The sequence below is a fragment of the Saccharothrix sp. ALI-22-I genome, assembly GCF_001984175.1.
Taxonomy (GTDB): Bacteria; Actinomycetota; Actinomycetes; order Mycobacteriales; family Pseudonocardiaceae; genus Actinosynnema.
Genome location: NZ_MTQP01000048.1, coordinates 1 through 21,306, shown reverse-complemented (window position 1 = coordinate 21,306; position 21,306 = coordinate 1). Strand labels below are relative to the sequence as shown.

Annotated in this window: 21 protein-coding genes; 7 read left to right on the top strand and 14 right to left on the bottom strand. The window is 71.3% G+C overall.

Annotated features, from left to right (window positions below; translation table 11 throughout):
- Window positions 1-40: 40 nt before the first annotated feature.
- Both ALI22I_RS09130 and ALI22I_RS09125 read right to left on the bottom strand, forming a co-directional pair.
- The gene (locus ALI22I_RS09130) at window positions 41-1,123 is read right to left on the bottom strand and encodes a lactonase family protein (protein ID WP_238598237.1); all 1,083 of its coding nucleotides are present in this window, start codon (window positions 1,121-1,123) and stop codon (window positions 41-43) included.
- A gap of 143 nt (window positions 1,124-1,266) precedes the next feature.
- Entirely contained in the window at window positions 1,267-2,136 is an 870-nt protein-coding gene (locus tag ALI22I_RS09125) for a PPK2 family polyphosphate kinase (protein WP_077005031.1), read from the bottom strand.
- A 141-nt stretch (window positions 2,137-2,277) separates the two neighbouring features.
- Between ALI22I_RS09125 and rocD the strand changes: the two genes are divergently transcribed.
- Window positions 2,278-3,501, top strand: a complete 1,224-nt coding sequence (gene rocD, locus ALI22I_RS09120) for an ornithine--oxo-acid transaminase (RefSeq protein WP_077005030.1) — start codon at window positions 2,278-2,280, stop codon at window positions 3,499-3,501.
- A 62-nt stretch (window positions 3,502-3,563) separates the two neighbouring features.
- Window positions 3,564-4,937 carry a DUF2252 domain-containing protein gene (locus ALI22I_RS09115; protein ID WP_077005029.1) on the top strand — a complete coding sequence of 458 codons (1,374 nt, stop codon included), beginning with the start codon at window positions 3,564-3,566 and terminating at the stop codon, window positions 4,935-4,937.
- Here the strand turns inward: ALI22I_RS09115 and ALI22I_RS09110 are convergent.
- Window positions 4,903-5,538 (bottom strand): hypothetical protein, encoded by a 636-nt coding sequence (locus tag ALI22I_RS09110; RefSeq protein ID WP_077005028.1) that lies wholly within the window; start codon window positions 5,536-5,538, stop codon window positions 4,903-4,905. The two genes, ALI22I_RS09115 and ALI22I_RS09110, sit on opposite strands and share 35 nt — an antisense overlap.
- A 119-nt stretch (window positions 5,539-5,657) precedes the next feature.
- On the opposite strand from ALI22I_RS09110, the gene ALI22I_RS09105 reads away from it, so the two are divergent.
- The gene (locus ALI22I_RS09105) at window positions 5,658-6,362 is read left to right on the top strand and encodes a histidine phosphatase family protein (protein WP_238598236.1); all 705 of its coding nucleotides are present in this window, start codon (window positions 5,658-5,660) and stop codon (window positions 6,360-6,362) included.
- Between the two features lie 3 nt (window positions 6,363-6,365).
- Here the strand turns inward: ALI22I_RS09105 and ALI22I_RS09100 are convergent, their stop codons facing one another.
- From ALI22I_RS09100 to zapE, 4 genes are all read right to left on the bottom strand, one after another.
- Window positions 6,366-7,232 (bottom strand): COX15/CtaA family protein, encoded by an 867-nt coding sequence (locus ALI22I_RS09100; protein WP_083751579.1) that lies wholly within the window; start codon window positions 7,230-7,232, stop codon window positions 6,366-6,368.
- A gap of 19 nt (window positions 7,233-7,251) precedes the next feature.
- Window positions 7,252-8,889 carry an ABC-F family ATP-binding cassette domain-containing protein gene (locus tag ALI22I_RS09095; protein WP_238598235.1) on the bottom strand — a complete coding sequence of 546 codons (1,638 nt, stop codon included), beginning with the start codon at window positions 8,887-8,889 and terminating at the stop codon, window positions 7,252-7,254.
- Window positions 8,890-9,007: 118 nt separating this feature from the next.
- Window positions 9,008-9,250 (bottom strand): DUF3040 domain-containing protein, encoded by a 243-nt coding sequence (locus ALI22I_RS09090; protein WP_077005024.1) that lies wholly within the window; start codon window positions 9,248-9,250, stop codon window positions 9,008-9,010.
- An 80-nt stretch (window positions 9,251-9,330) separates the two neighbouring features.
- On the bottom strand, window positions 9,331-10,344 hold the full coding sequence (gene zapE, locus ALI22I_RS09085) for a cell division protein ZapE (RefSeq protein WP_077005023.1): 1,014 nt from the start codon (window positions 10,342-10,344) through the stop codon (window positions 9,331-9,333).
- A 39-nt stretch (window positions 10,345-10,383) separates the two neighbouring features.
- Between zapE and ALI22I_RS09080 the strand changes: the two genes are divergently transcribed.
- From ALI22I_RS09080 to ALI22I_RS09070, 3 genes are read left to right on the top strand one after another with little or no spacing between them, the layout of a single operon-like run.
- Window positions 10,384-11,127 (top strand): pyrimidine reductase family protein, encoded by a 744-nt coding sequence (locus ALI22I_RS09080; protein ID WP_077005122.1) that lies wholly within the window; start codon window positions 10,384-10,386, stop codon window positions 11,125-11,127.
- 44 nt (window positions 11,128-11,171) lie between these two features.
- Window positions 11,172-12,245 (top strand): ATP-dependent DNA ligase, encoded by a 1,074-nt coding sequence (locus tag ALI22I_RS09075; RefSeq protein ID WP_077005022.1) that lies wholly within the window; start codon window positions 11,172-11,174, stop codon window positions 12,243-12,245.
- Between the two features lie 27 nt (window positions 12,246-12,272).
- Window positions 12,273-12,776, top strand: coding sequence for a hypothetical protein (locus tag ALI22I_RS09070; protein ID WP_077005021.1), 504 nt, complete (start codon window positions 12,273-12,275; stop codon window positions 12,774-12,776).
- Window positions 12,777-12,782: 6 nt separating this feature from the next.
- Here ALI22I_RS09070 and ALI22I_RS09065 read toward each other — a convergent pair whose 3' ends face one another.
- Complete coding sequence (locus tag ALI22I_RS09065; RefSeq protein WP_077005121.1) at window positions 12,783-13,688, bottom strand: EamA family transporter; 906 nt, start codon at window positions 13,686-13,688, stop codon at window positions 12,783-12,785.
- A gap of 163 nt (window positions 13,689-13,851) precedes the next feature.
- On the opposite strand from ALI22I_RS09065, the gene ALI22I_RS09060 reads away from it, so the two are divergent.
- Window positions 13,852-15,363 (top strand): alpha/beta hydrolase, encoded by a 1,512-nt coding sequence (locus ALI22I_RS09060; protein ID WP_238598234.1) that lies wholly within the window; start codon window positions 13,852-13,854, stop codon window positions 15,361-15,363.
- 376 nt (window positions 15,364-15,739) lie between these two features.
- Here the strand turns inward: ALI22I_RS09060 and ALI22I_RS09055 are convergent, their stop codons facing one another.
- The 6 genes from ALI22I_RS09055 to ligD form a co-directional block, all read right to left on the bottom strand.
- Complete coding sequence (locus ALI22I_RS09055) at window positions 15,740-16,426, bottom strand: DUF6319 family protein (RefSeq protein WP_077005019.1); 687 nt, start codon at window positions 16,424-16,426, stop codon at window positions 15,740-15,742.
- 180 nt (window positions 16,427-16,606) lie between these two features.
- Window positions 16,607-19,339 carry a glycosyl hydrolase gene (locus tag ALI22I_RS53385; protein ID WP_077005018.1) on the bottom strand — a complete coding sequence of 911 codons (2,733 nt, stop codon included), beginning with the start codon at window positions 19,337-19,339 and terminating at the stop codon, window positions 16,607-16,609.
- 101 nt (window positions 19,340-19,440) lie between these two features.
- A complete protein-coding gene (locus tag ALI22I_RS09045; RefSeq protein ID WP_077005120.1) occupies window positions 19,441-19,638 on the bottom strand; it encodes a hypothetical protein in 198 nt (65 codons plus the stop codon).
- A 96-nt stretch (window positions 19,639-19,734) separates the two neighbouring features.
- Window positions 19,735-20,553 carry an aminoglycoside phosphotransferase family protein gene (locus tag ALI22I_RS09040; protein WP_077005017.1) on the bottom strand — a complete coding sequence of 273 codons (819 nt, stop codon included), beginning with the start codon at window positions 20,551-20,553 and terminating at the stop codon, window positions 19,735-19,737.
- Window positions 20,554-20,595: 42 nt separating this feature from the next.
- A complete protein-coding gene (locus ALI22I_RS54585; protein WP_274522732.1) occupies window positions 20,596-20,721 on the bottom strand; it encodes a hypothetical protein in 126 nt (41 codons plus the stop codon).
- A 6-nt stretch (window positions 20,722-20,727) separates the two neighbouring features.
- A partial coding sequence (ligD, locus tag ALI22I_RS09035; protein WP_338013479.1) for a non-homologous end-joining DNA ligase LigD occupies window positions 20,728-21,306 on the bottom strand: 579 nt, incomplete at its 5' end.

Here is a 21,306-nt window from a genome sequence, read left to right as displayed (position 1 = left end):
CTGTGGACTGTGCCACCGGCCGAAGTTAACCCGACGGGAGTTAACCCTTCAGTGCGACGCACACCGGGATCGGCGCGTCGACCGTGCCTACCTGGCGCAGCTTCCCGGTCGCCCGGTCGACGGCGAACGTGGTGATGTTGTCGGAGTTCTGGTTGGCCGCGAGCAGGAACCGCCCGGTCGCGTCCAACGTGATGTGCCGGGGGAACTTCCCGCCCACCGGCGTCGCCTCGACCAGCCGCAGCGCCGCGCCACCGCGTTCCACCGCGAACACGGCCACGCTGTCGTGGCCCCGGTTGGACAGGTAGGCGAACCGGCCGTCCGCCGACACCAGGATCTCGGCCGGGTAGTTGCGCGGTGTGGTCGGCGCGCCGGCGGGCAGCGTGCTCACCTTCTGGCCGGGCTTGAGCGCACCGCGGTCGTAGGCCGCCACCACGATCGTGGAGTCGAGCTCGTTGGCGATGTAGGCGAACTTCCCGGACGGGTGGAACGCCAGGTGCCGCGGCCCCGCGCCGGCGTGCACGCGGGCGGTGCCGGCCGGGGTGAGCTTGCCCTGGTCGCTGAGCCGGTAGCTGTAGACCGAGTCGGTGCCCAGGTCGACGGCCAGCACGAACTCGCCGGTCGGGTCGGGCAGCACCTGGTGCGCGTGCGGCGCCTCCTGCCGGTCCGGGTCCGGTCCGGCGCCCCGGTGCACGGCCAGGTCGGTGCGCTCGCCCAGCCCGCCGTCGGGCCGCACCGGGTGCACGGACACGCTGCCCGAGCTGTAGTTCGCCGACAGCAGGAAACCCTTGTGCAGGGCCAGGTGGCACGGGTCCGCGCCGCCGGTGCTCTGGCTGTTGATCACCTTCGGCACGCCGTCCGGGCCGACCGCCAGCGCGGTGACGCCGCCGTCGGACTGCTCGTTGACCGCGTACACCCGCCGTCCCGCGGCGATCACGAACGACGGGTTCGGCACGTCCTCCACCACGCCGGTCACGCGCAGCCCGCCGGTGGCGGTGTCGTACGCGCCGAGCCCGATGCCCGTGCCACCGCCCGGCCAGGAGGTGTAGGTGCCCAGGTAGACGCGGACCTCCGCACGTGACCCGCCCGCTCCGCCCTCTTCCGCTCCGGCGACACCCTCGGTCATCAACATCCCCGCTCCCACACCAACGGCCCCCAGGAACCGACGCCTGTCCACAACCACACCGAACCTCCGCTCGATCACCCGCGGCGGGTCCCACAGTGGACTGGATCACGACGTGAAAGCAAGAAGCGCAACGAAGATTGCGTTCAGCGCAACGGGTCGGATTCCCGGAGCCGTTCCAACTCGACGGCCGGATCGTAGGAGAACTCCGGGTACGCGGGCGCGAGATCGCGCAGCGTCTCCAGGAGCAGCCGGGCCACGACCCAGTTGCGGTACCACTTGCGGTCCGACGGCACCGCGAACCACGGCGCGACCGGCGTCGCGCACTTGACCAGCGCGTCCTGGTAGGCCAGCTGGTAGCGGGAGAACTTGGCCCGCGCCTGGAGGTCCTGCGGGTTGTACTTCCACCGCTTGAGCGGGTCCTCCAGCCGGGCGACGAGCCGTTCCCGCTGCCGTTCCGGCGAGATGTGCAGGAAGCACTTGATCGTGGTCACGCCCTGGTCGGCCAGTTCGGCCTCGAAGGCGTTGATCTGCCGGTACCGGCGCCGCCACTCGGTCGACGGCACGAGGTTGTCCACCCGAGTGACCAGCACGTCCTCGTAGTGCGACCGGTCGAACACGCCGATGTAGCCGGGCAGCGGCACCCGCCGGCGGACCCGCCACAGGAAGTCGTGCCGCATCTCGGCGCGGGTCGGCTTCTTGAACGAGGAGATGTGCAGGCCCTGCGGGTTGACCAGGCCGGTGACGTGCCGGATCGTGCCGCCCTTGCCGGAGGTGTCCATGCCCTGGAGCACCAGCAGCACCCGCCGACGCCCGCCGCCGACGCCCTCCGCGTACAGCGCCTCCTGGAGCGCGTCCAGCTCGTCGCCGATCGTCCTCATGTCCTCGGCGGCCTCGGCCTTCGACTCCGGGCCGACCGGCGTCGCGGCCGGATCCACCTTGGCGAGGTCGAAGTCCTCCGGGTGCACCCGGAAGGTGTCGGATACCGACTGGACCTGCGTGGACTTCTTGGCCATCGTCGGAGGGTAGCCGTCCGGCCAGGGCTCTACCCCCGGCACAACGGATCGCCGCGAAACAGCTTGATTGCGCAACGAACATGCCGGACGCGCAACGGCCGGCGGATGAAATCGCTGGCGCGGGCCCTTTAGCCTGGTGACATGACCGCCACCGTCGCTCCCACCTCCCAGCAGTTCATCGCGCTCGACGAGGAATGGAGCACGCACAACTACCACCCGCTGCCGGTGGTGATCTCCCACGGCGAGGGCGCGTGGGTCACCGACGTCGAGGGGCGCCGGTACCTGGACTTCCTGTCCGGCTACTCGTCGCTGAACTTCGGGCACCGCCACCCGGACCTGGTGGCCGCCGCGGTCGAGCAACTGGGCCGGGTCACGCTGACCAGCCGCGCGTTCCACCACGACCAGTTCGGCCCGTTCTGCCGCGAGCTGGCCGAGCTGACCGGCACCGAGATGGTGCTCGCGATGAACTCCGGCGCGGAGGCCGTGGAGTCGGCGATCAAGGTCGCCCGCAAGTGGGCGTACCGGGTGAAGGGCGTGCCGAACGGCACCGCCGAGATCGTGGTCGCCGGGTCGAACTTCCACGGCCGGACGACCACCATCGTCTCCTTCTCCACCGACGACGTCGCGCGCAACGACTTCGGGCCGTTCACGCCGGGCTTCAAGGTCGTCGAGTACGGGTCGCTGGACGCGCTGCGGGACGCGATCACGGAGCGGACGGCGGCCGTGCTGCTGGAGCCGATCCAGGGCGAGGCGGGCGTGGTCGTGCCGCCGGCGGGGTACCTGGCGGGCGCGCGGGCGCTGTGTGACGAGCACAACGTGCTGCTGATCGCGGACGAGATCCAGTCCGGGCTGGGCCGCACCGGGGACGTGCTGGCGCTGGACCACGACGGCGTGCGGGCCGACCTGTACACGCTGGGCAAGGCGCTGGGCGGCGGCATCGTGCCGGTGTCCGCGGTGGTCGGCAGCCGCGCGGTGCTGGGCGTGCTGCGGCCCGGTGAGCACGGCTCGACGTTCGGCGGCAACCCGCTGGCCTGCGCGGTCGGCCGGGCGGTGGTGCGGCTGCTGGCGACCGGCGAGTTCCAGGAGCGGTCCCGCGAGTTGGGCGCCCACCTGCACGCGCGGCTCGGCGAGCTGGTCGGTCACGGCCTGTCCGGGGTGCGCGGGCGCGGGCTGTGGGCCGGTGTGGAGATCGCGCCCGGTGGGCCGCGTGGCCGTGCGGTGTCGGAGGCGCTGGCCGGGCTCGGCGTGCTGTGCAAGGAGACCCAGGACACCACCCTGCGTGTCGCTCCTCCGCTCGTGATCACGCGTGAGGAGTTGGACCGGGGGATCGACGCTATCGGCGAGGTGTTGAGCACGCAGCGTTAACCCAGGTCACAGACGTGTCGAGGTAGGCGTATCTGGTCGTCCCGCCAGGCATCCTTACCCACATGGGTGAACGGAAGCGGGCTGAAGCGGCCGTCGCGCTGGGCCACTGGGTCGAACCGGAAGAGGTCCTGGCGCGCGGCCGCGAGTTGCGTGCGGCGGTGAGCCACGAGGCGCACCGCAAGATGCCGCTCGCGCCGGACCGGCCGACCGTGGTCGAGTTCATGGGCACGTCGAACGCCGGCCGGCTGCCCGAACTGGTGCCGCTGCGGACCGGCCGGATGCTCGCCTCGCCGTTCGCGTTCTTCCGGGGCAGCGCCGGGCTGATGGCGGGCGACCTCGCCGTCGGCGCGCGCAGCGGGCAGGACGCGCAGTTGTGCGGCGACGCGCACGCGGCGAACTTCGGCCTCTACGGCACGCCCGAGGGCCAGATCGTGATGGACATCAACGATTTCGACGAGACGCTGCCCGGCCCGTGGGAGTGGGACCTGAAGCGGCTGGCGACGTCGCTGGTGCTGGCCGGCCGGGAGGGCGGCGTATCGGAGAAGGGCTGCCGCGACGCGGCGTCCGACGCGGTGCACGCCTACCGTGACGCGGTACGCCACCTGGCCCAGATCCCGTTCCTGGACTCGTGGAGCGCGTTGTTCGACGAGTCGGTGCTGACCAAGACCAGGGCCGACGACCTGCTGGACAACTTCAGCAAGGCCGCGTCCAAGGCGCGCAAGAACACCAGCGCCCGGGTGGCGGCGAAGTGGACCCGGCGCGAGGGCGAGCACATCCGGTTCGTCGCCGACCCGCCGGTGCTGACCCGGATCTCCCCGGAGGCCGCACAGTCCGTCGTCGACGCCTTGCCGTCCTATGTGGACACTCTGCGTGAGTCCCGGTACAACCTGATCATGCGCTACGGCGTGTCCGACGTGGCGTTCCGCGTGGTCGGCACCGGCAGCGTCGGCTGCCGCAACTTCCTGATCCTGTTGCACGGCAACGGTGAGGAGGCGCTGGTGCTCCAGGCCAAGGAGGCCAGGCCTTCCGCGCTGGCGCCGTTCCTGGGTGCTCCGGCGGTGAAGCACGAGGGCAAGCGGATCGTGCACGGCGCGCGGCTCGTGCAGGCGGAGACGGACATCCTGCTCGGCTGGACCACCATCGACGGACGCCCGTACATCGTCCGCCAGTTCCGCAACCGCAAGGGCGAGATCGACGCGACCACGTTGAAGCGGGACGACCTGGACGACTACGGCCGACTCGCGGGCGCGCTGCTGGCCCGCGCGCACAGCCGGTCGGTGGACCCCCGGCTGCTGGCCGGGTACTGCGAGGACGGCGACGAGCTGGACGAGGCGATCGCCCGGTACGCGCTGGACTACGCCGACCAGACGTCCGCCGACCACGAGGCGCTGGCGGCGGCGGTCAGGTCCGGACGGCTGCCGGCCGAGATCGAATGAGCTCCCTGGCCACCAGGAACAGCACGACCGCGTTCAGCAGGTGCCAGAAGTAGTGCGTGCCGCTCGGCCACACCCCGCACAGGGGCTGGTCGAGCGTCCGCAGGGTCACCGACACCACGAACACACCGGCCGCCCGCGCCAGGTCGTGCCACGGCAGGCCACGCGCCCAGGCAAGGGCCGCGATGACCAGCAGTGCCAGGAACGGCGCCAGGTAGATGCCCGAACCGCCGGGGACGAGGCCGCCGAGGGGTGCGGTGGCGACGGTCAAGACGACGAACGCCGGCGCGGCCAGCCAGGCGAGCGCCCACCGGACGTCGAGGTAGTAGTGCGTGAACACGATCAGGCACCAGATCACGTAGACCGCGATGAAGCCGACATCGAACGTGCTGGTGAGCGTGTCGGCCAGGGTGTGGAAGCTCAGGCTGCCCAACCCGACCAGGGCGAGCAGCACCGGCAGCGCCCTGAGGCTCTTCGGTTGCGGCCGGTAGCGCCACCACAGCAGCGCCGCGGCGATCAGGAAGGCCGCGTTGCTCACGGCGTTGAGCGGTTCGGCCCAGAGACCCGGCGCCAAGCGTTCGCAGTACGCGTCCACGTCGTCCACGGGACGCAGTTCTACCGCGCCCGGGTGAACACCAGGGAGTGCCCGCGCGGTGCCGGGCGGCTAAGTTGGCTGAGGTGGACTCTTTTGGGGTGGACTCTTTTGGGGTGGACTCTCTTGGGGTGGACTGGATCGGATTGATCAGGCACGGCGAGAGCAGCGGCAACGTGGCGTGGGAGGCCGCGGAGTCGGTCGGCCTCGATGCCATCGACATCCCGGAGCGCGACGCGGACGTGCCGCTGTCCCCCGAGGGTGAGCGGCAGGGCCGTGCGCTGGGGCGGTGGTTCGCCGCGATGCCCCGCGAGCAGTGGCCGGACCTGGTGGTGTCCTCCACGTACCGGCGCACGATCGACACCGCGCGACTCGCCCTGCGCGGCCATCCCCGGACCCTGGTGGACGAACGGCTGCGCGACCGGGAACTGGGCGTGCTGGACCAGCTGACCAGCCACGGCGTGGCGAAGCGGTACCCGGACGAGTCGGTGCGCGAGCGGCGGCTGGGCAAGTTCTACTACCGGCCGCCGGGCGGCGAGTCGTGGGCGGACGTGGCGTTGCGGCTGCGGTCGCTGCTGCGGGACCTCGACGGGCCGCGGGTGCTGCTGTTCGGGCACGAGATCACCGCGTACCTGCTGCGCTACCTGCTGGAGGGCGTGCCGGAGCGGGACATCACGGCGTTCGCGCGCAACTCGGTGGTGCCCAACGGCTCGTTGACGTCATGGCGGCGCGAGGACGGGCTGTGGGTCCTGGAGCGGGAATTCGAAGCCGGTCACCTGACCGAGTACGGCGCCGAGCCGACGGAGTCCGAGGACGCCGCGATCCGGACGGCCTGAGCGCTAAGCCCGGAACGTCCGCACGACCAGGTGGGCGGTGGCCGCGACCACCAGCGCGGCGGTGACGACGTGCGCCGCCACCAGCGGCACCGGCAGCGCCAACGCGTCCTGGAACCCGCCGATCACCCCTTGGGCGACGATGACGGCCAGCAACGCGAACACGGCGCGGTTGCGCAACCGCGCCGCCAACCCGGACACCAGCCCGACCAGCATCACCACGGCGGTGCCGTGCAGCGCAGTCAGTTCGCCGGCGTCGAAGCCGAACCGGCGCGCGTTCTCGTCACCCGCGTGCGGACCGCTGCCGGTCACCAGGGAGCCCAGGACCAGCACGGCGGTCAGCACCACGGGCAGCACCGCCACTCCCCACCGGACCCGGAGGTCCAGCGCCGGGGTCCGCAGCACGGCGTCGGGCCGGGCGAGCAGGTCGACCAGCACGGTGAGGGCGGCGACAAGCACCATGCTCACCAGGAAGTGCGAGGCGACGATCTCGGGCGCGAGTGCCCGACGCACGCTGAGCCCGCCGATCAGACCCTGGACCCCGACGCCGACGAGCACGCCGACAGCCAGCGGCAGCGCCTTCGGCGGGCGGGCGCGGTGCCGGACGACCGCGACCACGAGCGCCAGGGTGATCAGGCCGACCACGATCCCGAGCACCCGGTTGCCGAACTCGACGACCCCGTGCACGCCCATCTCCGGCGTGGTCACGAACGAATCCCCGGTGCAACTCGGCCAGGTCGGACAGCCCAGCCCCGAGCCGGTCAACCGCACCAACGCGCCGGTCAACACGATCAGCACGTTGGCCACCAGCGCCGCGACGGCCGCCGCACGAGCGGTCGCACCGTGCCGGGCAGGAAGCTGCACAGCGTTCACGTTTGAAGCCTAGGGCTCGCTATCGCGCCCGCTTCACCCGTGTCTCGTCCCACACCGGCTCGTCCACCTCGACGACCTCGCCGTCCGACCGGAACAGCAGGAACCGGTCGAAGCCGCGGGCGAACCAGCGGTCGTGCGTGACCGCGACGACCGTGCCGGTGAAGCCCTCCAGCGCGTCCTGCAACGCCTCGGCCGAGTTCAGGTCGAGGTTGTCGGTCGGCTCGTCCAGCAGCAGGAGGGTCGCGCCGGACAGCTCCAGCAGCAGCACCTGGAACCGCGCCTGCTGCCCACCGGACAGCGTCTCGAACCGCTGGTCGCCCTGCTTGCCCAGGCCGTAACGGCTCAGCACGGCCATCGCCGCGCCGCGGTCGCGTCCCGCGCGGCCGTCCGAGCCGTGCCAGAGGATGTCGACCAGCGTGCGGCCGATCCACTCCGGGTGCTGGTGGGTCTGCGCGAACAGGCCCGGCACCACCCGCGCGCCGAGACGGCACACACCGGTGTGCGCGACGTCGCCGCCGCCGAGCAGCCGCAGGAAGTGGCTCTTGCCCGAGCCGTTCGAGCCGAGCACGGCCACCCGGTCCTCGAAGAAGATCTCCGTGTCGAACGGCTTCATCAGGCCGGTCAGTTCGAGGTTCTCGACGGTGATCGCGCGCACGCCGGTGCGGCCGCCGCGCAGCCGGGGCGTCACCTTCTCGTCCGTCGGCAGCTCCGGCGGCGGGCCGGCCTCCTCGAACCGCTCCAGCTTGGCCCGCATGACCCGGTACTTGGCCGCCATCACCTCGCTGATCCGGGCCTGGATCTGGAGGGTGCGGACGAGTTCCTTGAGGTGGTCGTGCTCCTCGTTCCAGCGGCGGTGCAGTTCGGCGAGGCGTTCGATGCGGGACGCGCGGGCGGCGTGCCAGGTGCCGAACGAGCCGGGGTGCGTCCACGCCGAGTGCGCCTCCACCGTGACCACGTGGGTGGCGGCGATGTCGAGCAGTTCCCGGTCGTGGCTCACCAGCAGCACGGCCTTGCCGGTCTCGCCGAGCCGTTCCTCCAGCCACCGCTTGCCCGGCACGTCCAGGTAGTTGTCCGGCTCGTCGAGCAGCAGCACCTGTTCCGGCCCGCGCAGCAGCGCTTCGAGGACCAGGCGTTTCTGCTCGCCACCGGAGAGGGTGCGGACCTCGCGGAACCGGGCCCGGTCGAACGGCACGCCCAGCGCGGCGACGGTCACCGTGTCCCACAGCACCTCGGCGTCGTAGCCGCCGACCTCGCCCCACGCGGTGATCGCGTCGGCGTAGCGCATCTGGGTCGGCTCGTCGTCGGTCTCCATGAGCTGGAGTTCGACGGCGTCCAGTTCGGCGGCGGCCACGCGCAGCGGCGCGGGTGACGCGGCCAGCAGCAGGTCCCGGACGGTGCTCTCGTCCCGGACGGAGCCGACGAACTGCGGCATCACGCCCAAGCCGCCCGTCACGCGGACGCTGCCCGCGGTGGGCACCAGCTCGTTCGACAGGATGCGCAGCAAAGTCGTCTTGCCGACGCCGTTCGCGCCGACCAACGCCACCACGCTGTTCGTGCCGACTTTGAACGACACGTCGCGGAACAGCTCACGGCCGTCCGGCAGTCGGAAGGCGAGGCCGTTGGCGTCCAGGTATCCCACCCGCGCATGGTGGGCCATGGCCACGCCTCATGGCCACCTGATTTGGCGGTATCGGCGAAGTGTGACGCGGGTCCCTGGTCACCGGGCGCAGGCGGATGAGCTCGCCGCGACCCGGTGCCCGGCGGACCGGGCACGCTCAACGCCAGGTATAGCCGCGTGTCAGGACGAGAACCGCGCCGAACCCCAACGAGGCCAGCGCGGGACCGAACGCTCCAAGGAACAGCAACAGCACGCCCAGGACGGTGAAGATCGCCACGAGGGCGTAGCTGAGCACCGGGTGCCGGGTTTTCCCGGCGACGAGCGCCGAGGCCAGGCCCGGCTCCTCGTCCGCGAGTCTGCTCTCGATCTCACTCAGGGTGCGGCGTTCCGCTTCGCTCATCACGGGCGTGGGATACCCTGCGCCCAACCCGCAAAACCACCGCTGAGCGGGGGTTTCACCGGGGAAACCCGGCGAATGGCTCAACGGGACAGCGCGACGAGCCGGGACACCGCCCGCAGGTACTTCTTGCGGTAGCCGCCGCGCAGCATCTCCGCCGTGAACAGCTCGGACAGCGCCTCACCGGACACCGCCACCGGGATGTCCCGGTCGTAGAGGCGATCGCCGAAGGCCACCAGCCGCAGCGCCACCGCCTGATCGGGCGCGGGCCGGACGTGGCGCAGGTGCACCGCGGTCACCCCGTCCACCAGCCGGCCGTAGCTGGACGGGTGGATCTTGGCCAGGGCGGCGCACAGGTCGGCGAAATCGTCCAGCGTGCTGCCCGGCGTGCTCTCCGACTTGGCCACCAACTCCTCGTCGGCCATCGGCGGCGGCGCGTCGGGCAGGCCGCGGTGGCGGTAGTCGGGTCCGTCCACCCGGACCACGGTGAACTTCGCCGACATGGACTGGATCTCGCGCAGGAAGTCCGCCGCGGCGAACCGGCCCTCGCCGAGCTTGTCGGGCAGCGTGTTCGACGTCGCCGCGACCGACACGCCCGCCGCGGTCAACTCCTTGATCAGGCGGGTGACCAGCATCGTGTCGCCCGGGTCGTCCAGCTCGAACTCGTCGATCGCGAGCAGCTTGTGCGCCGACAGCCGGCGCACCGTCTCGGGGAAGCCCAGCGCGCCGACCAGGTTGGTCAGCTCCACGAACGTGCCGTACGACTTCGGGCCGGGCACGGCGTGCCAGATCGAGGCCAGCAGGTGGGTCTTGCCCACGCCGAACCCGCCGTCCAGGTACAGGCCGGGCTTGGCGTCGTCGTCCTGGTTCGACCGCTTGAACAGCCCGCCCAGCCAGCCCCGGCTGCCGCCCTCGGACACGCGTTCGGCGAACTCGCGGCACGCCCGGACCGCCGCGGACTGGCTCGGCTCGTCGGGGTTGGGCACGTAGGTGTCGAAGCGGACGCGGTCGAAACGGGGCGGCGGGACCATCGCGTCCACCAGTTCGTCCGCGTCTACGTGCGGAATCCGATCGGACAGGCGCGGCGGGGCGGACATGCTCGGATGGTAACGGCGTGCTGGGATGTGGTGGTGCGGATGTTGTGGCCACCACGTGATGCCGAGATCACCGACGACGAGCTGGAACGGCTCTACGACTACCCCGACGGGCTGGACCGGCCCTGGGTGCAGGTGAACTTCGTGTCCAGCGTGGACGGTGCGGTGTCGGTGGCCGGCCGGTCCGGGGGGCTGGGCAACGAGGCCGACCGCAAGGTGTTCATGCTCGGCCGCGACCTGTGCGACGTGGTGCTCGTCGGCGCGCGCACGGCCCTGGTCGAGGGCTACCACGGGGTCAAGGCGGGCGAGGTGCGCGCGTCGCGGCGGGCCCGGCTGGGACTGGCGCCCGTGCCGCCGATCGCCGTGGTCACCGCGCGGTGCTCGATCGAGCCCACGTCCACGCTGCTGACCAGCACGTCCGTGCCGCCGATCATCCTCACCACGGACGCCGCGCCGGTCGAGCGGCGGGACGCGCTTGCCGACGCCGGCGCGGACGTGGTCGTCGCGGGCGACGAGTTGGTGGACATGGCCGTGGCACTGGAGGCGCTCGACGACCGCGGGCTGCGCCGGGTCGACTGCGAGGGCGGGCCGAAGGTGTTCGGCGCGCTGATCGAGGCGGACCTGGTGGACGTGTTGTGCGTGACGTTCGCCCCGCTGCTCGCGGGCGGCGACTCGGGGCGGATCGCGAACGGGCCGCTGCCGCCCGCGCCGCGGTCGATGGAACTGGAATCCGTCCTGCACTACGAAAGCGCCCTGCTGCTGCGCTACCGCAAGTCGGGCACCTGAGCCGAACGCGTGCGCGAGGCCGGCTCGCCAGGCAGGATGGCCGGGTGGCGCTCCCGTTGACCCCTCCCGTGCAGCCGATGCTGGCCAACGCGGTGGACCGGATTCCGACCGGCGTGGACCTGGTGTTCGAGCCGAAGTGGGACGGCTACCGCTGCCTGGTGTTCCGCGACGGCGACGAGGTGTTCCTCCAGTCCCGCAGCGGCAAGCCGCTCAACCGGTACTTCCCGGAGGTGGAGGCCGCGCTGCGGCGCACCCTGCCGCCGCGGATCGTGATCGACGGCGAACTCGTGGTGGCGAAGAACGACAAGCTGGACTTCGACGCCCTGTCCGAGCGCATCCACCCGGCGGCCAGCCGCGTGCTGCTGCTGTCGGAGTCGACGCCGGCGAGTTTCGTGGCCTTCGACGTGCTGGCCGTGGGCGACGACGTGCTGCTGGAGCAGCCGGGCACGAAGCGCCGTTCGACGTTGGAGAGCCTGATCACGCCCGGCGACGGCCTCTACCTCACGCCCGCGACCACCGACGCCGAGCTGGCGCTGCAGTGGTTCGAGCTGTTCGAGGGCGCGGGCCTGGACGGGGTCATCGGCAAGCCCGCGACCGGCGAGTACACGCCCGGCAAGCGCACCATGATCAAGGTGAAGCACGCCCGCACGGCCGACTGCGTGGTGGCCGGGCTGCGCTGGCACAAGGACACCGAGCCGGGCACGGCGGTCGGCTCGCTGCTGCTGGGCCTGCACGACGACGCCGGCGTCCTGCACCACGTGGGCGTGGTCGGCTCGTTCAAGGCGGACGAACGGCGTGCGCTGGCGGAGGAGTTCCAGGGCCTGATCACCTCCGAGGACCACCCGTGGCTGGTGGAGCCGGACGGCCGCCGCCTGCCCGGCGAGATCAACCGGTGGCGCGGCAAGCACGCCGATTGGGTGCCGTTGCGACCGGAGCGGGTGCTGGAGATCTCGTACAGCCAGACGGAGGGCGCGGCACCGGTCCGCCTGCGCCACAACGGCCAGTTCCGCCGCTGGCGGCCGGACCGCGAGCCCTCCTCGTGCCGCTACGACCAGCTGGAGCAGCCCGCGCGCTACGACGTGGAATCGGTGCTACGAGGCGAAGTTCGCCCCGCGTGACGCCGCGGGTGAGTACCGTGACCGGCTGTGGCTGATGTTGAGGCGCTCATCCAGGAACTCGACGACCGCATGCGGCTGGACTGCAAGCGGCTGTCGCTGTGGCGGGTCGTGCACCGGACGACCGGGCTGCTCTACACCGTGGTGCTGATCTTCGTGCCCGCCGTGCTGGCGGTGGGTTTCACCTCGTCCGAGACGGTGCTGGGCAAGGTGCTGCTGCTCACGGCGGCGGTGGTGGGCGGCTTGAACGTGACGTTCAAGCCCTACCTGCACAGCCAGAGCCGGCGCGCGGCCGTGAACACCATGCGCCGATTACGGGACGAGTTCCGGGCCGAGGTGGTCGGGACGGGCGACGGTGACGTGCTGGCCGTCTACCGCAAGTACTCGACGGCCTACGCGACGATCTTCGAGCAGCGCGGCGGGGAACTGGTCGACGGGCGGCTGAGCGTCGAGGAACCCCCGCCGAAGTCCGCGGAACTCCCGATCAAGCCCACCGAGGAACCCCCGCCGAAGCCCCCGGAGGCGCCGGCCTAGGGCCGCTCACGCCTCCGGTCTCGCGGTCCGGGTCGCGCCGACCGACGCCAGCACCACGCAGAACACCGCGGCCCACTGCGCCGGGTGCAGCGACTCGTGCAGCACGACCAACCCGGCCAGCGCCGCGACCGCCGGCTCCAGGCTCATCAGGATGCCGAACACGCGCGGCGGCATGCGGCGCAGCGCCTCCAGCTCCAGCGAGTACGGGATCACCGACGACAGCAGCGCGACCGCCGCGCCCGCGATCAGCACCACCGGGTCGAGCAGCATGGTCCCGGCCTCCGCCACGCCGAACGGCAGCGCCAGCGCCGCGCCGAACACCATCGCCAACGCCAGCCCCTTGCCGTCCGACGTGCGGCTGCCCAGCGCCGCGGTCAGCAGGATGTACCCGGCCCAGCACGCGCCCGCGCCCAGCGCGAACAGCACGCCCGGCAGCGCCAGCCCGCCGTCGGCCCTGGTCAGCAGCAGCACGCCGGCCGCCGCGAGCAGCGCCCACAGCCCGTCCAGCCAGCGCCGCGACCCGAACACGGCTACCGCCAGCGGCCCGAGGAACTCGATGGTGACCGCCGCGCCCAGCGGGATGTGCTTGATCGCCTGGTAGAAGCTCAGGTTCATCGCGCCCAGCACCAGCCCGTACCCGGCGATGACCAGGTACGTGCGCCTGTCCAGCCGCAGCGACGGCCGCCACACCACCACCAGCACGACCGCGGCCAGCACGAGCCGCAACGTGACCGTGCCCGCGGCACCCGTCAGGGTGAACAGCTGCTTGGCCACCGCCGCGCCGACCTGCACGCTGATCACGCCCAGCAGCACCAGCGCGGGCGGCGGGATCGCGCCGAACGCCCTGGCGGCGAGCGTGAACGGCCTCGATCGGTCGTACCGGCGTTCGGGGATGCCTTCGGTGTGTGCCATGACCACCCGGCCATCCTCCCAGCCCGCTCACCGAAGTCTCACCTGGACTGTGTGAGGCTCCGTACCAACCCATCGGGCAACCAGCCCCTTTGGGTAACCGAACGCTGTGTGGAGAGAGCGAGGGACCGCTGTGCCGCGTCGGCGTCACGCCACCTTGATCCTGGTGGCACTGAGCGCGCTGGCCGCGTGCAGCGCGGGTCCGTCGACCCGTCCGGTGATCGCCGTGCACGGTGACGGCGATGAACCGTCGGTCGCCACCGTCCCGTCCGGTCCGCGCGAGGTGCCGCCGCTGGAGAACTACGAGTCGACCGGCATGTCCTGGTCGGAGTGCACCGACGACACGAAGGCCCGGATGGGCGGCACGGCGCCGGCCGGCAACTGGGAGTACGAGTGCGCGCGGCTGAGCGTGCGGCTGGACCTGCCGAGCCGGCCCGGACGGGGCAGCCTGGGTATGTCGCTGCTGCGCGTCGGCACCGGCGGCAGCCCGCTGGTGGTCGTCGGCGACGCGGGCGGCGAGCCGGGCACGGTGAAGGCGGCGCGGCTGGCGGCGAGCCTGCCGGCGCAGGTGCTGAGCACGTTCACGCTGATCGGCGTGGACCGGCGGGGCACCGGCGAGTCGGACGCTGTGCAGTGCGTGCCGGACTCGGCGCGGGTCGAGATCGTGGAGGCCGATCCGGGCGACGAGTCGCACGAGGAGTTGGCCGACGCCTACACGCTGGCCAGCCGGGAGTGCGTGCTCGACATGGAGAACCGGCTGCCCGCGGTGGACTCGTGGCGTGCGGCGGCGGACCTGGAGCAGCTGCGCGAGGCGCTGGGCGTGCCGCACCTCAACGGCATCGGCGTCGGCGAGGGTTCGAAGGTGCTGTCGGTGTACGCGAGCCGGTACCCCGACCGGATCGGGCGGATGGTGTTCGACGGCGCGCCGGACCCGACGCTGGACGTGCCGAGCGTGGCGGAGTCGCGGGCGGTCGCGGCGGAGCAGACGTTCCGAGAGTTCCAGAAGGACTGCGTGATCCGGGGCTGCCCGCTGGGCGCGGCGGCGACGGACCGGTTCAAGGCGCTGCTGGAGTCGTTGCGGAACACGCCGTTGCGCGGTGGTGACTTCGACCTGACGCCGGGCACGGCCACGGTGGCGGTGCTGGCGGGTCTGGCGGACCGGTCGCGGTGGCCGGCACTGGCCGACGCGCTGGTGGCGGCCGAGGGTGGCGACAAGACCAAGCTGAGCGCGTTCGTCGATCCGCTGCTGGTCGGCGCGGAGGACGACCCGCCGTGGCTGGACGCGGGGATCATCACCAGCTGCAACGACACCACGAGCCGGATTCCGCCCGAGCGCGTAGCCGGGTACACCACGGACTGGCGGGCCAAGCACCCGTTGTTCGGCGCCTACTTCGCCCGCAAGCTGCTGGCCTGCGGTCCGTTCCCGGTGCCGCAGCCGGCGAAGGTGCCCAGGCTGGTGGGCGCGCCGCCGATCCTGGTGCTGACCACGGCCGCCGACCCGGTGACGCCGCAGGCGGGCAGCGAGCGGGCCGCGCAGGCGTTGCCGGCCGGGATCGTGATCGGGTGGCAGGGCGCCGGGCACGGCGCTCTCGGCCAGTCGGCGTGCGCAACGGCGGCGGCCGAGGAGTTCCTGGTGAACGCGAAGGTGCCGACGAGCGGCATCGTCTGCCCGCCGTGAGCCGACCGCTCACCCGGGCCGGCACACCACGGCCCCGGCGCGCTGGGGCGGCCGGGGCCGGGCGTTCGGCGTTCACGGGCGTGACCGTCACGGCGCGGCGTAACGGGTCACGGGCCTAGCAGCTGGAACAACACCCGCAGCCGGGTCCCGTGCAGCCGTTGCAGCAACCACAACTGCCGGCGAGCCGGACCTGCTCCGCCGTCGTGCTCTCTACCACCATCCTGGCCTCCCCTGGATCGAGCGGACCTCCTGCGACCGAAGTAGGTCCGAAGGTATTTCGACCTCACCGTCTGCCCTACCGCTGGGCAGGGGAAGTCCCCTCACCCGATCGCGGAACGCCAATCATCAATACGTTGCAATACGTGTTCACGACCCCTCAGCCGGTCAGCTCGTCCAACGCCCGTTGGGCCGCTTCCAGCTCCGCGCGCAGTTGCTCGACGCGGGCGAGATGGCGTTCCCGCGCCGCGCTGAGCACGCTCTCCACCGCCTCGTCCACCTCCGCGGGCAGCAGTTTCGCCGCCTGCGACACCGCCGACGCAGCCACCGGGGCGGCCTTCAACGTGCGCTTCGACCCCCACTGCACGTCGACCGTCCACTCGCCTTCGATGGTCGACACCAGCGTCACCGTCACCTCCGCCGGCTTCGCCTGCTTGCGCACGGCCGGCTTGCGCTCGGCGGCCGGCTGAGCGGACGCGGACGCAGGAGCGGGCGCGGGCTTCGGCTTCGCCGGTGGCGGCGCGGGCGTGTAGATGTGCTCGACCGGCGCGGGCGCCTCCGGTTCGGCCGCCGCCGCGGGCGTGGGCGCGCGTCTGCGCGGAGCGGGTTTCTCCACCGTCAGCTCGGCCGGGGAGAACGACAGCTCGTCCTTCTCCCCAGTCGGCCGCACCTGGATGAAATCACCCTCGGCGGGTTCGGTGAACGCCACCACCTTCGCCGACCGCCCGGCCTCCACCCCGACCGCGGCGGAGGTGAACCAGACCGCCGGCGGGCGCCCCGCGGCCAGTTCCGCGCGCAAGTGGTCGATGTCCTGGGGGGACAACGAGCTCTGCTTCGCCTTCGCCATCGGTACCTCCACGACTTGCACAAGATTTGTCGGGTGCAGCTTGCCCTACCCCACCGACAGTGTTGGATTGCCGCTGCTCCGCAGACGGCGGGCGTGGTCGCCTGGAAGTCGGCGACCTCGCTGGGTGGTTGGGTTTCTTGCTCACGGCATGGTTTGGCAGGTCGTGGTGGCGCGGCGGAGCTAGGAGCCGAAGGTGATCCAGTTGAGGTTGACGAAGTTCGCGGGTTGGCTGCTGGTGAAGGTGATGTAGATGTCGTGTTTGCCGGTGAGGCCGGTGATGTTGGCGGGCACTGTGCGCCAGCTCTGCCAGCCGCCGGTGTTGGCGATGGCGAAGCTGCCGACCGGTGTGGCCGTCGGGCTGCCGATGCGGACCTCGACCAGACCGCTGACGCCGCCGGCCGCGCCGCCGGCGACCCGGGCGACGAACTGCCGGCCGGTGCGGGTGCCGAAGTCGACGCCGCGGTAGAGCGCCCAGTCGCCGTTGGCCGCGGCGGCGATGTTCTGGCCGCCGTCGGTGTCGGTGGTGGTCTCCTTGAGCAGGCCGTTGTGCTGGTCGTAGGACTCGGCCTGGATGGTGCCGAAGGCGTCACGGGTGACCGGCGGGGCCGTGGTGGTGGTGGTGGTGGGGTTCACGCCGCCGGAGCCCGAGTCCGTGCCGCTGCCCGCCGGCCCGCGCCACGCTGTGGACGACGCCGGCACGGACAGGGTCTGCCCGTCGGAGAACGTCACCGTGGTCGCCTCCGTGCCGGGGTTGTAGGCGACGTACGTGCGGGCGCCGTTCTTGCTCAGCACCGCGTAGGTCGGCACGTTCGCGGTGACGGAGGTGTCGGGCGTGCCGTAGGTGTCGAGTGCGGTGATCCAGTGGTAGGCGTGCGCCCGCGAATCGCCGTCCTCCGGGGTCAGGCCGCCGCCGTAGTTGGCCAGCGCCTGCGCCGGGTCGGCGATCGCCAGGAACTGGGTGATGACGTCCTTCCACTCGACCTCGGTGCCGCCGTTGTTCGCCCGCAGTTCGTTGACGTTGGCGATGATGTCGGCCTTGTAGTCGGCGTGGTACAGCGAGCCACCGGTGATCGGCAGCATGTTGATGCCGTGGATCTCCTCCGGGTTCGCCGTCCACCACGTGCTGTAGCTGCCGCCCGCGCCCCACACGATGCCGAGCGTGTCGTGGCCGAAGGACGACGGGAACACCGCGTTGTCCTTGTCGAACCAGTACTGGCCGATCGTGGTCTCCTGCGTGGTGTGCAGGTAGATGCCCGCGTCACGCAGCGCGGTGTCGCCGGTGGCCTGGCCGAACAGCACCGCGGCGGTGGCGAACATCATCGCCTCGGACGACGACTCCTCGTTGTTGCCGTGCGCGAAACCGGCGTGGCCGGACGCCCAGCCGTGGCCCGCGTAGGCGTCGAAGTTGCGCAGGAACGGGAAGCGAGTCTCCGCGCGGTCGTAGTTGTTCGCGTCTTTGACCAGCAGTTTCACCATGCCGCCGTACCGGGAGTCGGACGCCCACGCCGGGTCGTGCTGCGCGAGCACAGCGGCGGCCAGCACGTAGTAGCCGTAGTGGAAGTGGTGGTCGTTCAGCTCGGCGTCGGTGCCGTAGGACGCGCGGTAGCCGATCAGCGTGCCCCACGTGGCGTCGTAGGCGAAGTGCTTGTCGGCCTCGCCGGGCGTCGCGGTGAGCCAGTCGGTGAGCCGGTCGCGGACCAGCGCGAGCAGTCGGTCACGGCCCGCCGTGTACCCGATCTGGTTGGCCACTCGGGCGAGGGCGGCGAGGCGCCACAACGCCTTGCCGGTCCAGTAGGTGTCGGCCGCGCCCTTCCACGGGTCGGTGGCGTTCAGCTCCTGGTCGATCTCGGCCCGCAGGCGGTTCCGGTCGGCTGCCGAGGACAGGGGGAGCGCGGGCAGGACGCCGTTGAACGTGCTGCGGGTGGTGAACGACGCGCCCTCGCGCAACCGCATCTCGCCACGCGGCGAGGTGTAGCGGTGGGCGGTGACGGTGTCGGCGGAGTTGAGCCACTGGTGCCGGTAGAGGGCTTGCAGAGTGCCCGTCTGGGTGCCCTGGCGGGCCGTGGTCGTGGCCGTGTAGGTGGCCGTGAGCTGGGCGTTCGCCGAGTTGTAGGTCCAGTTGACCAACGTGCCGGTGACGAAGGAGAACGCGTAGCGCTGGAACAGGGGCAGCGCGTCGCGGTTCGGCAGCACGGCCACCGAGAAGAAGGCAGCCGACGCCGTGGCCTCGGTGGTGCTCACCGACCAGGCGCTGCCGCTCGGGGCGAACAGCGCGTAGTCGCGGCCGTTGACGGTGACGCCGAGAGTGGTGCCGGTGTTGCTCCAGACCGTGGTGGTGCCGTTGAAGCCGACCCTGGCCGCGCCGCCGGTCGCCTCCGCGTACACGTACGGCGAGCCGTGGCCGATGGTGGTGCGCAGGGTGCGGGCGCCGTCGGTCCACAGTGGAGTGACGGTCCAGTCCGACCAGCCGTCGACCTCGGTGCGCGGCGCGTTGAGGCCGCTGACGCCGACGAAGAGGTCGTCCTGGTGCATGAACTCGTAGAACCTGCCGTCGGAGGTGACGTTCGGGCTGGTCGGGTAGCCGACGCCGAGGCCTTGCGCGGCCGCGTGGAAGGTCAGCGGGTGGGCGTACATGTTCTCGGAGTAGGGGTTGCCCGGGTAGCGCTGGAAGGCCAGTGACGACCACCAGTCGTTGGTCGGGACCGGGCGGCCGGCCATCCGGGAGGTGACCTTCGGCGTGACGGGCGCGCCGTCGGCGTTGGACGGGCCCACCGCGCCCGCCGGGCGGGTGGTGGCGTAGCTGCCCGCGCCGACCGTCACGGCACCGGCCGTTCCGGGCAGGGCCAGGGGTATCGCGGCAGCGGCGGCCACGGCGACCACGGCGGACGCCAGGTGGGGTCGGATTGAACGCACAGGGACCTCCAGCAGGGACTCACAACTCTGTGAGAGCGCTCTCACGCACCGCAAACGGTAAACCGCTCGTAGCCGCGTGTCTACGGTCCGTCGTCGGTGAGCTAGTCCTCGACCCGGAGGCGGTACTCGCAGCCGTACTCGACGGCGTACTCGAGGTCGTAGTGGTGCACGATCTTGGGGCCGCTGTGCAGGTGGACGTGGGTCAGCGTCTGCTTCGGGGTCTCGGGCGGCTTGGCGTGCGAGTCGACCCGGCCGTCCAGGGGGCCACCGACGAACCGCACCACGTACGCATGCGTCATCGACTTGCCTCCCTCTTCGGCGTTGCCGTCCATGGTACGAGAGGACCAGCGGGTTCGCGGCTGAACACCGGCCAGAAACAGCCGGTTGGCGGAAAGTCAGTGCCCGAACCAGTGCTCGGCCAGTTCGTCCAGCGTCCTGGCCTCGGTCGGCAACTCACGGAGGTACCAGGGCAGGTTCGAGTAGACGTGCAGCAGCGTGTAGGCGAGCACCTTGCGCGGATCGACCGTGCGGCCGTAGCCGTTGTGCAACGCCCGGTTGTCCTTCCGGTCACCACGGGTGAGGAAGACGCCGGTGGCGACGAACTCGTACTCGCGTGCGGCGTGCATGGCCGGTTCGAAGTCGAACAGCCCGGTCAGCCGTCCGCCGTCGATGAGCAGGTGAGCACTCATCACCTCGGTGTGCGCCAGCACCAGCTCGGGGCGACCCAGGTCCACCCCGTCGAGGAAGTCCGGGATCTGCTCCAACCACTCCGCCCCGAGCCCCCTCGTGCGCTGCCGTTCAACGCAGCCGTCCCGTTGAGTACGCACGAACCCGGCCCAGTCCTCCGGCTCCAACTTTGGCGGCACGATCATGTGCAGCGCACTCAACGCCTCACCGACCTGCCGCGACACGTCCTGCCGTGCGTTCTCGCCCAGACGCGGCCAAACGTCCTTCAGGCTCTCACCGCGCAGGCGTTCCATGAGGACATACCCCCCACCCCCGAACTCCCCGGCGCCGTACAACCGCGGCGTAGGCACCGGCAACCGCCCCTGCACCGCCGCCAACACATCCCGCTCCGTCGCAACCTCGTCCATGTGGACGGTGGGGAACAACTTGAGCACATGTCCATCCCCCACCGCATAAACCGGCAACGCCCCCTCCGCGAACCGCTCCACGTCACCGGACACCCCGAGGTGCGCACACAACGCCCCCACCCCGGGACGCTAGATCGTTCCGCCAGCCGGGGCGAACGGATATCACCGCGCCCACGGGAAGGCACCCACGTCGGCGGCGAACCCGGCGTTCATCCCGACATCACTGATCCGCCCGTCCGCGCGCACCGAACCGCAGCAGCCCACCGCGCCGGTTCTAGTTGCGTTCACACAACTCTAGTTGCGCTTGCGCGACGGCTGCACGCGCATCGGCTCGCCGGGCATCTTCGGGTAGTCGGGCGGGTACGGCATCTCGCCTCGGCCGTCGGCCTCGTACCACTCCAGCAGGGTCTCGATGCCGAACGCCTCGTCGTCCAGGCCCACGTGCGGATCGCCGTTGTCCGCCAAGTACTTCGGCACGGTGAACACGTCGAAGTCGCCGGGGTCCACGGTGGACAGACGCTCCCACGTCACCGGCGTCGACACGGTGGCGCGCGGGGTGCCTCGGACGGACCAGGCGGAGGCGATGGTGCGGTCCCGGGCGGCCTGGTTGAAGTCCAGGAACACGCGCTCGCCGCGGTCCTCCTTCCACCACGACGTGGTCGCCTTGTCCGGCACCCGCCGCTCCACCTCACGAGCCAACGCGATCACGGCATGCCGCACGTCCACGAAGTCCCACTCCGGCCGGATGCGCACGGCCACGTGGACGCCCCGGCCACCGGACGTCTTGGGGTACCCGGTGATCCCCAACTCGTCCAGCACCTCCCGCAGCACCATCGCCACCGCGACCGCGTCCCGGAAATCCGTACCCGGCTG

Bases quoted from the DNA above. Each gene is read 5' to 3' on its own strand.
- ALI22I_RS09130 (WP_238598237.1), bottom strand. From the start codon at position 1,123: ATGACCGAGGGTGTCGCCGGAGCGGAAGAGGGCGGAGCGGGCGGGTCA.
- ALI22I_RS09125 (WP_077005031.1), bottom strand. From the start codon at position 2,136: ATGGCCAAGAAGTCCACGCAGGTCCAGTCGGTATCCGACACCTTCCGG.
- rocD (WP_077005030.1), top strand. From the start codon at position 2,278: ATGACCGCCACCGTCGCTCCCACCTCCCAGCAGTTCATCGCGCTCGAC.
- ALI22I_RS09115 (WP_077005029.1), top strand. From the start codon at position 3,564: ATGGGTGAACGGAAGCGGGCTGAAGCGGCCGTCGCGCTGGGCCACTGG.
- ALI22I_RS09095 (WP_238598235.1), bottom strand. From the start codon at position 8,889: ATGGCCCACCATGCGCGGGTGGGATACCTGGACGCCAACGGCCTCGCC.
- ALI22I_RS09090 (WP_077005024.1), bottom strand. From the start codon at position 9,250: ATGAGCGAAGCGGAACGCCGCACCCTGAGTGAGATCGAGAGCAGACTC.
- zapE (WP_077005023.1), bottom strand. From the start codon at position 10,344: ATGTCCGCCCCGCCGCGCCTGTCCGATCGGATTCCGCACGTAGACGCG.
- ALI22I_RS09080 (WP_077005122.1), top strand. From the start codon at position 10,384: ATGTTGTGGCCACCACGTGATGCCGAGATCACCGACGACGAGCTGGAA.
- ALI22I_RS09065 (WP_077005121.1), bottom strand. From the start codon at position 13,688: ATGGCACACACCGAAGGCATCCCCGAACGCCGGTACGACCGATCGAGG.
- ALI22I_RS09055 (WP_077005019.1), bottom strand. From the start codon at position 16,426: ATGGCGAAGGCGAAGCAGAGCTCGTTGTCCCCCCAGGACATCGACCAC.
- ALI22I_RS09045 (WP_077005120.1), bottom strand. From the start codon at position 19,638: ATGACGCATGCGTACGTGGTGCGGTTCGTCGGTGGCCCCCTGGACGGC.